The 13,316-nt window shown below is 45.5% G+C and carries 22 protein-coding genes and 1 pseudogene; 16 read left to right on the top strand and 7 right to left on the bottom strand.

Going from position 1 to position 13,316, the window contains the following annotated elements:
* Positions 1 to 62: 62 nt before the first annotated feature.
* The 6 genes from WKT10_RS06870 to WKT10_RS06840 all read left to right on the top strand — a co-directional run bounded on the left by WKT10_RS06870 (position 63) and on the right by WKT10_RS06840 (position 4,563).
* Positions 63 to 458 (top strand): iron-sulfur cluster assembly scaffold protein, encoded by a 396-nt coding sequence (locus WKT10_RS06870; RefSeq protein WP_066548382.1) that lies wholly within the window; start codon positions 63 to 65, stop codon positions 456 to 458.
* A 15-nt stretch (positions 459 to 473) separates the two neighbouring features.
* The gene (locus WKT10_RS06865) at positions 474 to 1,556 is read left to right on the top strand and encodes a DVU_1551 family NTP transferase (RefSeq protein WP_340276333.1); all 1,083 of its coding nucleotides are present in this window, start codon (positions 474 to 476) and stop codon (positions 1,554 to 1,556) included.
* A 167-nt stretch (positions 1,557 to 1,723) separates the two neighbouring features.
* Positions 1,724 to 1,939 (top strand): hypothetical protein, encoded by a 216-nt coding sequence (locus WKT10_RS06860; RefSeq protein ID WP_340276331.1) that lies wholly within the window; start codon positions 1,724 to 1,726, stop codon positions 1,937 to 1,939.
* Between the two features lie 309 nt (positions 1,940 to 2,248).
* Positions 2,249 to 2,500, top strand: a complete 252-nt coding sequence (locus WKT10_RS06855; protein ID WP_340276329.1) for a hypothetical protein — start codon at positions 2,249 to 2,251, stop codon at positions 2,498 to 2,500.
* 31 nt (positions 2,501 to 2,531) lie between these two features.
* Complete coding sequence (locus WKT10_RS06850) at positions 2,532 to 3,446, top strand: amidohydrolase family protein (protein ID WP_340276326.1); 915 nt, start codon at positions 2,532 to 2,534, stop codon at positions 3,444 to 3,446.
* A 706-nt stretch (positions 3,447 to 4,152) separates the two neighbouring features.
* Positions 4,153 to 4,563, top strand: coding sequence for a molybdenum cofactor biosynthesis protein MoaE (locus WKT10_RS06840; protein WP_340276324.1), 411 nt, complete (start codon positions 4,153 to 4,155; stop codon positions 4,561 to 4,563).
* A gap of 178 nt (positions 4,564 to 4,741) precedes the next feature.
* Here the strand turns inward: WKT10_RS06840 and WKT10_RS06835 are convergent, their stop codons facing one another.
* The 3 genes from WKT10_RS06835 to WKT10_RS06825 are packed head-to-tail and all read right to left on the bottom strand — an operon-like array spanning position 4,742 to position 6,075.
* The gene (locus WKT10_RS06835) at positions 4,742 to 4,957 is read right to left on the bottom strand and encodes a transposon-encoded TnpW family protein (RefSeq protein WP_066548395.1); all 216 of its coding nucleotides are present in this window, start codon (positions 4,955 to 4,957) and stop codon (positions 4,742 to 4,744) included.
* Entirely contained in the window at positions 4,935 to 5,249 is a 315-nt protein-coding gene (locus WKT10_RS06830) for a cysteine-rich VLP protein (protein ID WP_445292999.1), read from the bottom strand. Before WKT10_RS06830 ends, WKT10_RS06835 begins: the two co-directional genes overlap by 23 nt.
* Positions 5,239 to 6,075 carry a TnpV protein gene (locus WKT10_RS06825; RefSeq protein WP_340276320.1) on the bottom strand — a complete coding sequence of 279 codons (837 nt, stop codon included), beginning with the start codon at positions 6,073 to 6,075 and terminating at the stop codon, positions 5,239 to 5,241. Before WKT10_RS06825 ends, WKT10_RS06830 begins: the two co-directional genes overlap by 11 nt.
* Positions 6,076 to 6,123: 48 nt before the next feature.
* Here WKT10_RS06825 and WKT10_RS06820 point away from each other — a divergent pair, with 48 nt between their 5' ends.
* Entirely contained in the window at positions 6,124 to 6,324 is a 201-nt protein-coding gene (locus tag WKT10_RS06820; protein WP_340276318.1) for a hypothetical protein, read from the top strand.
* A 108-nt stretch (positions 6,325 to 6,432) separates the two neighbouring features.
* On the opposite strand, the gene WKT10_RS06815 is transcribed toward WKT10_RS06820, so the two are convergent.
* Positions 6,433 to 6,723: a type II toxin-antitoxin system YafQ family toxin gene (locus WKT10_RS06815; protein ID WP_002596328.1), complete on the bottom strand. Its 291-nt coding sequence runs from the start codon at positions 6,721 to 6,723 to the stop codon at positions 6,433 to 6,435.
* Positions 6,720 to 6,998: a type II toxin-antitoxin system RelB/DinJ family antitoxin gene (locus WKT10_RS06810; RefSeq protein WP_005924829.1), complete on the bottom strand. Its 279-nt coding sequence runs from the start codon at positions 6,996 to 6,998 to the stop codon at positions 6,720 to 6,722. Before WKT10_RS06810 ends, WKT10_RS06815 begins: the two co-directional genes overlap by 4 nt.
* A 110-nt stretch (positions 6,999 to 7,108) precedes the next feature.
* Here WKT10_RS06810 and WKT10_RS06805 point away from each other — a divergent pair, with 110 nt between their 5' ends.
* The 5 genes and pseudogenes from WKT10_RS06805 to WKT10_RS06785 form a co-directional block, all read left to right on the top strand.
* Entirely contained in the window at positions 7,109 to 7,270 is a 162-nt protein-coding gene (locus WKT10_RS06805) for a hypothetical protein (protein WP_340276316.1), read from the top strand.
* Complete coding sequence (locus WKT10_RS06800; RefSeq protein WP_340276314.1) at positions 7,251 to 7,574, top strand: cysteine-rich VLP domain-containing protein; 324 nt, start codon at positions 7,251 to 7,253, stop codon at positions 7,572 to 7,574. The genes WKT10_RS06805 and WKT10_RS06800 overlap by 20 nt, the downstream gene beginning before the upstream one ends.
* A gap of 81 nt (positions 7,575 to 7,655) precedes the next feature.
* Positions 7,656 to 8,096 (top strand): hypothetical protein, encoded by a 441-nt coding sequence (locus tag WKT10_RS06795; protein WP_340276312.1) that lies wholly within the window; start codon positions 7,656 to 7,658, stop codon positions 8,094 to 8,096.
* Between the two features lie 24 nt (positions 8,097 to 8,120).
* Positions 8,121 to 8,363 (top strand): TraM recognition domain-containing protein, encoded by a 243-nt coding sequence (locus WKT10_RS06790; RefSeq protein WP_066548401.1) that lies wholly within the window; start codon positions 8,121 to 8,123, stop codon positions 8,361 to 8,363.
* A gap of 282 nt (positions 8,364 to 8,645) precedes the next feature.
* Positions 8,646 to 9,183 (top strand): annotated as a pseudogene (locus tag WKT10_RS06785) (reverse transcriptase/maturase family protein); the annotation flags it as partial.
* A gap of 174 nt (positions 9,184 to 9,357) precedes the next feature.
* Here WKT10_RS06785 and WKT10_RS06780 read toward each other — a convergent pair.
* Entirely contained in the window at positions 9,358 to 10,242 is an 885-nt protein-coding gene (locus WKT10_RS06780; protein ID WP_340276310.1) for a LysR family transcriptional regulator, read from the bottom strand.
* A 179-nt stretch (positions 10,243 to 10,421) separates the two neighbouring features.
* On the opposite strand from WKT10_RS06780, the gene WKT10_RS06775 reads away from it, so the two are divergent.
* A complete protein-coding gene (locus tag WKT10_RS06775; RefSeq protein ID WP_340276308.1) occupies positions 10,422 to 11,198 on the top strand; it encodes an SDR family NAD(P)-dependent oxidoreductase in 777 nt (258 codons plus the stop codon).
* A 14-nt stretch (positions 11,199 to 11,212) separates the two neighbouring features.
* The gene (locus WKT10_RS06770; RefSeq protein WP_340276306.1) at positions 11,213 to 12,433 is read left to right on the top strand and encodes an L-lactate MFS transporter; all 1,221 of its coding nucleotides are present in this window, start codon (positions 11,213 to 11,215) and stop codon (positions 12,431 to 12,433) included.
* 5 nt (positions 12,434 to 12,438) lie between these two features.
* On the opposite strand, the gene WKT10_RS06765 is transcribed toward WKT10_RS06770, so the two are convergent.
* Complete coding sequence (locus tag WKT10_RS06765) at positions 12,439 to 12,690, bottom strand: hypothetical protein (RefSeq protein ID WP_296038434.1); 252 nt, start codon at positions 12,688 to 12,690, stop codon at positions 12,439 to 12,441.
* Positions 12,691 to 12,796: 106 nt separating this feature from the next.
* Here WKT10_RS06765 and WKT10_RS06760 point away from each other — a divergent pair, with 106 nt between their 5' ends.
* Entirely contained in the window at positions 12,797 to 13,051 is a 255-nt protein-coding gene (locus WKT10_RS06760) for a type II toxin-antitoxin system Phd/YefM family antitoxin (RefSeq protein WP_066548423.1), read from the top strand.
* Positions 13,026 to 13,301: a Txe/YoeB family addiction module toxin gene (locus WKT10_RS06755; RefSeq protein ID WP_337934278.1), complete on the top strand. Its 276-nt coding sequence runs from the start codon at positions 13,026 to 13,028 to the stop codon at positions 13,299 to 13,301. Before WKT10_RS06760 ends, WKT10_RS06755 begins: the two co-directional genes overlap by 26 nt.
* Positions 13,302 to 13,316: the final 15 nt, after the last annotated feature.

Here is a 13,316-nt window from a genome sequence, read left to right as displayed (position 1 = left end):
GGATAAAATAAAAAGCGGGAGGACAAAAGACCTCTCCGGCATCAAAGAAAGGATATTGTAAAATGGACAGGGAGAAAATTCTGTTATACAGTGAAAAAAAAGAAAATCTGGGAAAGCCGGAGCACTTTCTGGGGGCGGGAGAGGTTAAAGAGCCGGGATGCGGCGACTGTCTGGAAATGTTTATTGATACAAAAAGGGAAGTTATTACGGAATTTCATTATACAGTTACCGATACCGCCTGCCCTCCATTAAAAGCATGTGCCGCAAGAGTCGCAGAATGTGCACTGGGCAAGCCTGTAATGGAAGCATATCTGATCAATGCCGCCCAGCTGTCTGAGTTTTTCGGCGGACTTGAAAAGGAGAGCATCCACTGCGCTCAAATGGCGGAAATCGGCCTTAAACGGACTCTTCAGGATTACGCTGTAAAGCGTGCAGAGCGGATCAGCAAACAGGCATAAAAAGAGGTAAAAAAGATGAAACAAACCGGCGCTGTAATTGCAGCAGCGGGGCTTTCTTCCAGAATGGGAGATTTCAAACCGCTGCTTCCCTTCGGCGGGGAATGTATTGCCAGGCACCTGACAGAAATGCTTAAACGGATTGGCGTCTCCCCTATTGTAATTGTTACGGGATACCGGGGAGAAGAGCTAAAACAGCAGTTAAAGGATACGGATATTATATTTATCCAAAATCGGCAGTATGCTTCTACGGAAATGCTCGATTCGTTAAAGCTGGGGTTCGAAGCAATTAAAGGACAATGCAGCGAGGTGCTTGTCATGCCCGTGGACGTGCCTGCCGTAACCGAAGAAACTGTAAAAAAGATCATAGCCGCAGACAGCCCTATTGTCCGGACAAAATGTGCCGGACGGCGTGGACATCCGGTAAAACTCAACTCAGTAATGATGGAAGCTGTATTATCGTATCAGGGAGAGCAGGGACTGAAGGGCTTTTTAAAAAGCTGCTCAGATTTGATTCTGGATGTAGAAGTCGCTGATGAGGGCAGTTTTGTAGATGCAGATACAAAAGAGGAATACCGCCGTCTGTTACAGTTGGAGGGCAGCAGAGGACAGGGATATCCTGATGGGGAAGCCTTAAAATGGCTCTTGGAAACCTCTCAGATGCCGGATCACCTCCGCCGCCACAGCGAGGCAGTGAGCCGTAAGGCTCTTTCCATGGCTGTAAAGCTACAGGAAAAAGGGATACTCCTGGATCTGAATCTGGTTCGGTCTGCTTCCCTTCTTCATGACATCCGCAAGGGGAGCGCAGATCATGCAGCAGCAGGAGCAGCGCTTTTAAAGGAAAGCGGCTACAGCCGGGCAGCGGAGATTGTACGGCAGCACCACTGGCTGGACAAGATGCCCTCAAAGGCAGACGAAACCCTGGTTGTATATTTAGCAGATAAGATGATCCAGGGAGATAAAGAAGTATCCATCGACGAGCGCTTTGAAAAAAGCCTTGCCAAATGTGCCGGAAACAGCGAAGCGCTGAAATGGCACAATAAAAAATACCGCCAGGCCAGGGAGGCATGGCAGGTATGGGAAGAAAGTTTTGTTTCATAGGTAAGTAAAATAAAAGTGTCCTGTCCGGAGGCTGAAAGCCGGATGGGGCGCTTTTTTGTTTTATATCCATGTAAAAATGTAAAAAAATAGTAAGACAGCAAAACACAGGTTTGTGGTATATTTAAGATATGGTATATCCTAAAATAACATGAAAAGGAGAGCTGTAATTGAATATAAAATATAAAATGCACGGTCTTTGGATTGTCCCTGCCTATTGTTTGATCACAGGAACGATTGGTTTTTATGCGGATATCACATACAGCGTTCATACAGAACAGGAAAACTACATACTGGAAGCAGCAATCTTTGCAATCGCTCTTTTGCTTGGAAGATTTATTTTTCGTTTTTTTCTCGAAAAATCCTGTTTTATTCAGCCAGTATAACTGTAATATTTCAGATAATCATAACAGCATTGGAACTGGTAATGCCTGACCTGTTAGGCGCTCTTGGGATAGTTCTATTTTTGTATCCTATAGGCTGGTACAGAATCATAATACGTCTGCTTGTCAGAATAGGTTCTGGTGGAGTTTTATCCTATTTTTTAGCATCACTATGCCCATATCTGTTTATTTTTTTTGGAAAACAAACTTCAGATTGAACTGCAAAACTGCATAGCAGACATACCGGCTCCCACTGGATTTAGCCGTCGGACTGTGTTATATTTATGGTATAAAAAGAAGGGAGGAACCTCTATGAAACGGAACATAAAAAAGACGGCTGTAGCGTTTTTTGCATCGGCAGCTGTGTTTGCAATGGGTTCAGTAAGCACCTTTGCAGCCGAGCCGGGATGCGGCAGGTATTATGAGGACGCGGATCAGGACGGCGTCTGCGACCGTTATGGTGAAGCAGGACAGCGGGAAGCCTTCCACAGACCGCAAAGGGAACATTGCGGCGGCCATCACAGACAGGAAAAAGCCGGCAGAAAACATGGATGCCGTTTTTAAATAACAGAGAAAAGGCAGGTTAAAAGGAACTATGAAGATAATCGACAGCCACGCCCATATTGTCCAGTACATCGCAGGGATCGGCTCCGGCGGAGAGCTGCGCAGCATCGGCGGCGGAATGGCCCGCTATGCCAACGGACAGGTAGTCCGGATGATACCGGAGCAGTTTCATACAGACGGCGTAAGCCCGGAACAGCTTCTTGAAATCATGGATGAGAACGGAGTGGAAAAATCCGTGCTCCTTCAGGGAAACTTCTACGGTTTTCAGAATTATTATACCTGGGAGGCTGTAAAAAAGTATCCGGACCGTTTTATCGGCGCCGCCAGCTATGATCCCTATTCCTTTGACCGGGATGGAATCCGGCGCTTTCTGTTTGAAGAACTGGGATTTAAGATTGAAAAGTTCGAGGTCAGCACCGGCTCCGGCGTGATGGCAATCCATCCTGATTTCCTCATCGACGGAGAACGCATGGAGGAGGCCTTTTCCTATGGGGAGCGTATGGGCCATGTGATGGTTATTGACATCGGAAAGTGCGGCAGTAAAAGCTGGCAGGCGGAGGGACTTAAAAACGCAGTTACCCGCCATCCGGGCGTAAACTTTGTGATCTGCCACCTTCTGGCTCCCAACGGAAAGCAGGAGGAGGAACTGAAACGGGCTCTGGAAGGGCTGGCCCTCCCCAATGTATGGTTTGACCTGGCAAGCGTACCCCATAATTGTATGGATGCTTCCGAGCCCTGGAAGAGAGCCGGAGCCTATGTACGGCTGGCAAGAGACCTGGTGGGCGCAGATAAGCTGCTGTTCGGCACAGATATGCCTTCAGCCCTGAAAGAGGCTCCGTATGGCGACTATGTGCGCTGGATTCGGGAGATGGAAGGGCTAAATGATGCAGAGCGGGAACAGATCCTGTATCAGAATGCAGCGAAGGTTTACGCGGGTCTTTCCTGATCAAACAGACCAACATGTTCTGCAGCCCGAAAACCGCCTGATCTCTTTTCAAAAGGAGACGGTCGGTTCTTTTTATTTCGGGCAGGTATATCGGTTAAGTTCCTGACTGTGTTTTCCATACTCAATCACTTTTTGGGAACAGCGGCAGATACAGGTCATACAGTGGGTACATTTATTTCCCCAATGGGGTTTGCCGTTTACAAGCATTTTTGTAAAAAGATTACAGATTTTCCCCCCGGGTTCTTTCGCTATCCTCCGGGCAGTATACTCACTGTTTCCTGTTCCTGTAAAATATAGAATCATCGTATTTTCACTTCCTTTCATTGAAATCCATTCCACCATTATACAGAAAAGGAAGGATGATAACAGCATTAAAAATATGTATGATAGATCATGTTTATCTCGCCGGTGATCGACATGGAAAAACAGAAACGCAGGAGTTGACGGCCTATGGTGTATGAAGATTTTCTGGCTTCAATGAGATGGTTGTCATTCATTTAAAAACCGTTTATAATATAAAAATAACTATAAATGAGCAAATTTGAAAAATTGCACAAAATTATATTGCCAGCTTCATAAATGAATCAAAATCATTACTTGACTTCGCAGTGTCTTTCTTTTGTGCAAAATCACGAACTTGCTCATTTACAGAAAATAATATATTAAAATGTCGGTTTAATACAATAAAGAAAAGAGGATAAAATAAATGGATCGTATGGAGCATACAAAAACCACAGTACCTTCCATGGATGCATGGATTAAAGAGGCAAAAGAAGATAAAAGCGCACCTGAATGTGGAATGTATCTGTTCCACAATGGAATCGTCCGCCAGAGTGCGAAGGCAAAGGTAAGACAGGGAGACATTTCTGCATCCGATGTGAAAGGAATGGTATTCTCTTATGACAAAGAGAAGGTGGAAGAGGCAGTAGAGAACACACAGAATATGCCGGGAATCGGTTATGTCCGTGTATGGCTGAATGAAGGACAGCTGGAGGTAGGAGACAATATCATGCTGGTGTTAGTCGGCGGAGATATCCGTCCCCATGTGGTTGATGCTCTTCAGTCTCTGGTAGGCGAACTTAAAAACCACTGTGTAAAAGAAGAAGAATTATTTTAATATGTAAATCACTCTATGAAAAGGGGTTGTCGGGAAATAGATAGCCTAAAACAGGGCCGGTTGTGACTTATGCGAGTCACAACCGGCCCTGAAATTTTTTTATAAAAAAGAGAAAAAGATGGCTAACGATAACTATCTTTTCCCCGTTCCATGATTTTTCCTTCAGTCTGTTTTATGCTCATGATGCGCTCCTTTCAGACTGTCGGCTCATTTGTGGTGAATCTATTATACGACAAGTTCCGCCAGTTGTAACCGTTTCATTGCGAATCATCCGTAAAACTTTATCCTCCATTATTTCTTTTTCTGTATCGCTGAATATTACTTTAACTTTATAGGTGGTGCCGTCAATGCGGCGAGTCATATAAGAAAAATTACTGTTCTCGTTTTTTGCCATAGGCAGTTACCTCCGTGTTGAGATATTCATTATTTTTTCGTCTAATAGAAAAGGTATTAACACCCTGCCAATGCAAAAATGCCCTCAAAAAGCCTTTGGCACAGCGCTGTGAGCAGTACACCCGTTTTCCGTCAGTTGGGAACGGCTTGCCGCATTGTTTGCAATGAGTGGTCGGTGTTTGCGTGAATACGGCTTCCAACCCTGCATCTTCCGGCAGGACAGACTTGCGGAAATATCTGCATAGTGCGCTGTTGGTAAAACAGATCCCCAACACTGGACAGTCACAGTCCAATGGCAGGCAGCCGTACTCGTTGTCGTAGTTGGCGCAGAGAGAAGTAACCAGCTTTTTTTGAAAATATTTTCGAAGGGAGGGGTCTGCGGTGTTCGACGATCCCGAACGATATGAACATGACGGTTTTTATGAAGAAAATACTGACTATGAAGATGAATATGAAACGGACGATTCCGATTACATAGTCGATGCCGAAGAAGATGAAAATCCCTTTGGGACGATGAGGAAGAAGCTGCTGACGATCTTCCCGAAAAGAAGCGGAAGAACCAAGTTGTTCTTGCTGACAATGATACGGATACCGAAGAAACCGAATTATCCGAACAAGCACGAGAACTGCGGGCAGAAGCCCTTGCACGATTGGAGGATTCCGCCAGAACACAACGGGAGTTTGAAAATGTGATTGCATGGCGGGACAGACGCCTTCCTGCTTTGCCATAGCGGAAACGATGTTTTCAATGCGCTCGTTGCCGATTTGATCGATTTCAGCTAAATGCTTGAACAGTGTTCCCTCCAACACATAGTTGTTGTAGAGGATTTTACGGTACTCTTTCAGGTAGCTGCGGCGCATACGCCCGTATTTGCCTATCTGATATTCGCCGTCATCCGGCAAAGTAATGCTGGGAATGAAATAATCGCCCACTTGACGGTATGTACCGCCCATTTCTTCAAAGATAGTTTTCATAAAATTCAGCTCCTTTTGTGTTGATTTCCAGCGGTTATAAGGCTTTTTGACTCCATTCTTACAACTGCTTTTCAATTTACCACAAATCACAAACAGTTTGCCAAAGTAAAGCCGGAAAAGCGGGAACAGTTTGAGCAGCGCCACAGCCGGGAACTGATCCTGTATGACGCAGCAGTCCGGTATCTGAAAGACTTGAAAGACAGTGGCGAGGGGATAACCCCGAAGGCATGGCAGCGGGAGATCGACCAGCTGGCCGCCGGAAAGCAGACGGACACGCTTGCCATGAAATCCATGAGGGAGAATTTGAAAGCAGTGGAACGGCTCCGCAAAACCGCCGGGCAGCTGTCCCGACAGGAAATGGACAAGTCTCACGACCGTGGGCCGGAGCGATAAAGGCTGCCGCGTTTTGGTGTACCCCTGCCAAGTGCGTCGCGTTTCACAACATACTTTTGTATACAGAAAAAACCGCCGTACAGGTTTCCCCATACGGCGGCAGACGGTTTATTTGCCGAACAAGTCACTGTGTGTGCCGGTGCGGGCCAGCGTCAGCACCAGAACATCATCCTCTATGCGATAGACAAGCAGCCAGTCCGGGAGAATATGACATTCCCGATGACCTGCCCAATCGCCGGACAGGTCATGGTCACGGTTCTTATCCGGCAGCGGTTCGCCCATTGCCAGCAATGCTACGACCTGCTCCAACAGCTCGATCTTCAAGCCACGCTTTATGGCTCGTTTGTAGTCCTTTTTGAAACTGGTCGTGTACTTGACAGTATATTTGGTTTCTTTCATCTTTTCAGGTCAGCAAACAACTCGTCAAGGTCATTGTAGCCCTTTACAGACGGGTCTTTTGCAATTCTTTCCGCTTCCAGCATGGCAGCAACCGTTTCTTTGTTCGGCTGTTCCAGCCTTACCTCAAAGGGAATGCCGCCTTCACGAAGCGACTGGCGCACAAAGATGTTAAATGCCGTAGTCAGGTTCATGCCAAGTTCAGTAAACAGTGCGTCCGCCTGCGCTTTCAAATCTGCGTCCATGCGGATACTGATGTTTGTGGTATTTCCAGCCATACGATCAACCCCTTTCTGCTGGCAATTATAGTATATGCCATTTGCACGAAGAAAACAATACTTTGCACGAATATTTAACAATAAATTCATTCAAGGAGGTTACCTGTTTTATGAAAGAAATCACTTTACCTGTCACGATCCACCTAAATATCCATCTGCTCCTTCCGCTGGTGCAGCCGGAACCGGCAGATACGGACAGCCGCCCGGAGGCTCAACACTGCCACGGCTGCGGTGGGTGTGGGAACTGTCGCTATGAAGAACAACAAGACTGAACCTATCCCTGTCATGGATTACCGCCAGTACCACAGAGCGCGGAAACTGGTGCATGAGTGCTGTAACTACATCGACGAAAACTGTATCGCCCTGGACGATGGGGAGGAATGTGTCTGTATCCAGTCTATTTCCTACTCCCTGTTGTGCAGGTGGTTTCGGACAGCGGTATTGCCGCAGGATAGGGAACTGGAAACGGCGCTGTTTACCCCCCGTTCCAACCGGGCCAAATACTGCTCGGAATGTGCCGCACGCATGAAGCGGATCAACGCCGCAAAGCGCAAGCGGAAACAACGGGAGAAATAACAGGGAAAAGCAATGGAATGAATCATAATTATTCAAGAAAAGTATGGAAAATCCAAGCAGTTTCGGTGGATAAATGGAAAAATGATTATACCTGTAGGATATGTGTCATACGAATATCCTAAATATAAAAGGCATGAAGTCAATAAATATGTGAGGAAATATTCCGACATCGAAAATTGTATTAGTTACGATGTTATGAAGTATATGGTTAAAAACGCTCTTTCGAGGTATATCGTACAAAAAGGTAAATGTGCGGTAACGCATAATGCTCTGTCAATATCAGATATGGTCTGTGTGCACATCAAACCCTGTAAGGGAGAGCGAAACGACACCTACAGGAATCTAATTATCCTGTCAAAAGCGGTATCAGAAGTGGTCAGAGCAACAAATCCGGAAAAAATCAGAAAGTTGCTTACAGACTTAGACTTGACCGAAGAAATGAAAGAGAAAATCAATAAACTCCGAAAACATAGGGAGTTGGAAGAAATACAATTCGAGGACTATATAGGCACTAAAAAGTAATCTTAGTCGGTGGAACGCCGTGTGATGGGAAACTATCACGCACGGTGTGGAGCGGCGGAAAAGCCCGAGGTGGTAACACCAGAGGCTTACCTATCTCTATTCGGAGAAATTCCCGATTTTGACAAAATGTTATCAACCATGAGGAAATACGAAATTTCCTGTACGATCATCCTCCAATCCCTGTCGCAGATTAAAGCAAAATATGACAAAATATGGGAAACCCTGGTAGGAAATTGCGTGCGCCCAGAAGTCGCCAGCGCATTATAAATTTGGCGGCGTGGTATTTATGGAATACTGCCTTTAGCAAGCAGTAGGTAAAAGTATCAAGTGATGAAAAATCACAACCTATTATTCTACAACTTATCCGAGAGGGGAAACCCGAAGGGGAGTGTAGAATGTTGTCGCTCTTGTTAATAGACGAGATCCTGAATGATAAGGTACTAATCCTGTGTATCTGAAAATTCAAGAATAAAAATTCGTGTATGAGGTACAAAGCTAAACTGCCTGAACGATAGCCAGAGTGGGGGAATCCGCACTCCGCATACGAAAAGCATTGATGGCATGAGTGACGAAAGAATCCAAAGGATTATTGAATCCATGCGAGATAAAAGTTACTTGCCAAAACCTGCACGCAGGGAATATATTGCTAAGAAAAACAGCAATAAAAAGCGCCCGCTGGTAATCCAGTCGGGCAATGACAAACTGGTGCAGGAAGTAGTGAAAATGATTTTAGAAAGCATTTATGAGCAAAACATCTCATGGTTTCAGACCAAACAAAAGCTGTCTGACAGCATTATACCAGATTCAGAAAACCTTTACGGGAACGAACTGGTTTGTTGAGGGTTATATACACGCCTGCCTCGACAGTTCTAATCACCACACAATCATCTGATCGCTGAGAAAACGCATTGATGATGAAATGTTCCTACAACTTATCTGGAAATTCCTAAAAGCAGGATATATGGAGCAATGGACGTACAATCGGACATACAGCGGTGTACCGCAGGGAGCAGGTGTCAGTCCAGTGCTTGCGAACGTGTATCTCCATGAATTAGACAAATTTATGGAAGAATACGCACAGAAATATAAAGGAGATCACAGTGACTCTGGCCGATGATTTTCCGAAAAAAAGCTGGTGCACCCGCCTGCTGCGAGGCAGGCGGGACATCACAGCCGATTATACCGGCTGGAAGCGGACCTCTTAATGCCGGTACCCCATTGAAGGTTTTTTTAATATAAAAGAAAACGTATCCCGTGAGGATTATGCAAGCCTTTCCCGACAAAATTCATAAAAATATTCCGCCGCTTTGGATCGCTTGATTTCTTTTGCAAGAGAGAGATAGGCGGTTCTTTTTGGATCCGGGTCAGTGAGCGTTAAAAGCTTTAAATCCATGGTGTGTAAAAAAGGATGATCCGGAAGAATGGCAATGCCAAAGCCGGCAGAGGCCAGTCCGGCGACTACAAAGTCTTCCTCTGTTTCATAGCTGATGGAGGGAAACGTCCCAATCTGATAAAAAAGATGATCCGTAAACGCTCTCAGGCCGGACTTTCTGGACAGAAAGATATGAGGGAAGGAGAGTGTCTCACATAATGAAATCTCATCCTTTCCGGCCAACGGATGATCTAGTGAAACCGCCGCAATAAAAGGCGGCTGTGCAAAAGAAAAGGATTCCATACAGAACGGATCTCCAGGCAATGAGGTAAATACCATATCGTAACGCCCCTCAAGAGCCTGATTTAACAGAACACGGCTGAAGCTGCTGTCTGTATGGAGCTGAAAGACGATCTTTTCTCCTCGGGCTGTCCTTTTAAAATCACGCATCAGAACGGGGACAAGACTGGATCCTAAATCCCTGGTACAGCCAAGAATAATAAGGCCGCTCCCGCTTTGGATCTCCTTTAAATTTCGGACCGTACGGTCTAGCTGCTCAAGAGAGCCTGAAACTGCTTCCAAAAAGACGGCTCCGTAACGGGTGAGGCGCACGTTCCTCCCTGATTTTTCAAACAGCTTGATCTCCAGCTCATCCTCCAGCTGTGCCATGGCATGACTCAGATTAGGCTGTGTAACGTGAAGAAGACTGGCCGCCTTTCCGTAGTGCTCCAGCTTTGCTATGGTTTCAAAATATCTTAAATGCTCCAGATTCATAAAACTCGTTCCTCCCTTTATCCATAGATGATATTCTTATCATATCACAAATTCATATATTTTTATTTATGGATTTAATAAAAATAATTCAATAGTATTTATGGAATAAAAGGTCTATAGTAATACATAATGATTGTTATAAAAGTAACAATCAACGAATTAACAGGAGGGATATGAAAATGGAACGAAAGGTAGTTCTTATTACCGGCGGAGCCATGGGACAGGGACGGGCTCATGCTCTGAAATTTGCAGAAAACGGATTTGACGTAGTGTTGGCGGATATGCAGGATCCGGCAGGAGAGGTATTTTCCTCTACCGTAAAGGAGATTGAGGCTCTGGGCGTTAAGACGCTGGCTGTACGCTGCAATATCACAAGCGACAGTGATATGAAGGTGCTGTTTGAAAAAGCCTGGGAAACCTTTGGACGACTGGATGTGGTGGTAGCCAATGCAGGTGTGATCAATTTCGGCTATACCTGGGAGCTCACAGACGAACAGGTTCAGAAGGTGATCGACATTGACCTGATCGGTACCTGGCGTACAAATAAATATGCCGCTCAGTATATGAGGAAGCAGGGCTTTGGCCGCATTATCAACATTGCGTCTACCTCCGGAATGTATGGAACGCCCCAGCTGGCTACCTACTGTATGGCAAAATGGGGTGTGAGAGGACTTACAAAAACACTGGCCCAGGAGCTTAAAGGAACGGGAATTGTGGTAAATACCATCTGTCCGACCAAAGTAAAAACACCTATGTGTGAGACGGAAAGTTATGTGAAGTTTATCAATGATCTGACCGGAAACGATTTTAAAAACTGGCAGGAAATGTATGACGGCGTTCCTTTCCTAGATGTAGAGGATATTTCCGATATGGTTTACTGGCTGGGAACCAGCAGGGCCGGAGGCAAATTTTCTGGACGCGACCTGGGACTTGATCTGGGCACACTGCAGCAGTAGGAGGGCAGAGGAATATGAAGATCACAAAAGCAACCAGATGGCGCGTATTTGCAGGCGTATGGATCCAGAGCCTTTTTACCTCTGCCACCGCATTTTTCAGCCTCTTTGCCCTGCCCCTTACCACCCAGTTTGGCTGGAGCAGCTCTGAATTCAGCATGGCCTATACGATTTATATGTTTGTCTACTGTGCCGTTGGATTTTTAGGCGGGCTTCTGGCTGAAAAGCTTCAGCCCAGAGTGGCGATCTATCTGGGACTGGCATTTTTTGCAGCCGGATGGTTTTTGACCGGCTTTGCTTCATCCATCCCGCAGCTTTATCTGTTTTATGGAATTTTTGCCGGAGCAGGAGCTGGCACCATTTATCCGGCCTGTCTTCCTACGGCTTTAAAATGGTTTCCTGATAAAAGCGGATCCATTTCCGGCCTGGTACAGGCCGGGGCATCTTGCGGGCCCTTCATCATGTCCCCGATTGCCCAGTGGCTCATTAATACCTACGGAGCACAGGCAGCATGCAAAATCCTGGCAGTTATCTTTCTGATCGGAGTGGGAGCAGTCGCCTGGATGATCGTGCCCTGTCCTGAGGGCTGGATGCCTGAAGGCTGGACTCCCAGTGCAGCTCAGTCCAAAGAATTAAACGGCAGCAATTACAATATTCCTCAGATGGTAAAAACGCCCGTTTTCTGGGTTATGCTCCTGATGTTCATTTTTGCAAATGCAGCCGGAACCATGATGGTAAGCGCCACCTCGCCGATTGCTCAAAACCAGATTGGACAGACTCCAATGATGGCCGCTATGTGCGTCAGCATTATGACCCTTGCAAATATGTGCGGAAGAATTGGCTTTGGCTTTATTTATGACCGGTTAAAGGGCTGGAACTCCCTGCTTCTGGTGCTTGCGATCAACGGCATTTCCATGTGTATGCTGACTGCCGCCCACTCTCTTTCATACTTTATTCTCTGCATCTGTCTGGTTGGCTTTTCCTTTGGAGGCCTGCTGGTAGTATTTGCACCTATGGTAAAAATCATTTTCGGTTCCCGTTTCTATAACCGCAATTATGGTCTGATTTTTATCGGATACGGAATCGGAGCCTTTGTGGGACCTAAAATCAGCGCCAGCTTCTATGATTCTACCGGCTCCTATGTTGCCGGATACATAGGTTCTGCCATACTTGCAGGAGCCGCGATCCTTCTGGTATTTATTGCAAAAAAGATGGCTCTGTCAATGCGGGCGGAATGATTGATTTACAAAATGTAATAATTCAGATTTAAAACAACAAAAGCCAGAAACAGCAGACACCCATCATGGGCTATGTTGTTTCTGGCTTTTAATTTATAAGCAGGATAACGGCTCTTATCCGGCCAGCAGTTGGGAACTGATTTCTGGAAAACAGGTGTTTTATAAACACCCCGGAGAAATATGTGGGTGATGCCAGAGCCAGACTGGAATCTGTCATTGGGGAAGGTGTGGTCAAGCTGGAATAAGATTCCTTTCACAAAGACTATCCTATATCATCATGGTACTTGACAGGTAAAAGATGCTAATATATAATAAAAATACGAAAAACCATACGATTTTTAATGCAGAAATGAGGTGTTGAAAATGTTAGCAGTAAAGAGCATGGATGTTAGAGATAATTTCAAATCATTATGCGACAAAGTTTTTCGGGGTGAAACTCTCATTATATCAAGACCGAAAAACGAAAATGTTGTGATGTTATCTGAGGCAGAGTATAATGAAATGATGAAAGCGAAGAGAAACGCTGATTATCTTGCAATGATAGATAAATCTATGGCTGAAGCTGAAGCAGGTGGGTTTGTTGTAAAGACCATTGACGAGCTGGAGGCATACGAATAATTTTACTCCAACTGCATGGCAGCAATACACAGACTGGCAGCTGGAAGACAAAAAGATAGTTAAGAGGATCAATGAACTTATTAAGAGCATAGATCGGGATGGACTATCACAAGGACTTGGGAAGCCGGAACCATTAAGGTATAGAAAAGCATGGAGCCGCCGGATCACGGAGGAACACAGGTTAGTTTACAATTTTGACAATAATCAAAATCTGATCATTTATTCCTGTAAAGAGCATTATGAAGATTAGCACCGTTTCTGGTGC

The organism is Enterocloster sp. HCN-30185, from assembly GCF_037890305.1.
GTDB lineage: Bacteria > Bacillota > Clostridia > Lachnospirales > Lachnospiraceae > Enterocloster.
The sequence above is the reverse complement of the archived record's forward strand: the minus strand, read 5'-3'. Positions and strand labels throughout refer to the sequence as shown.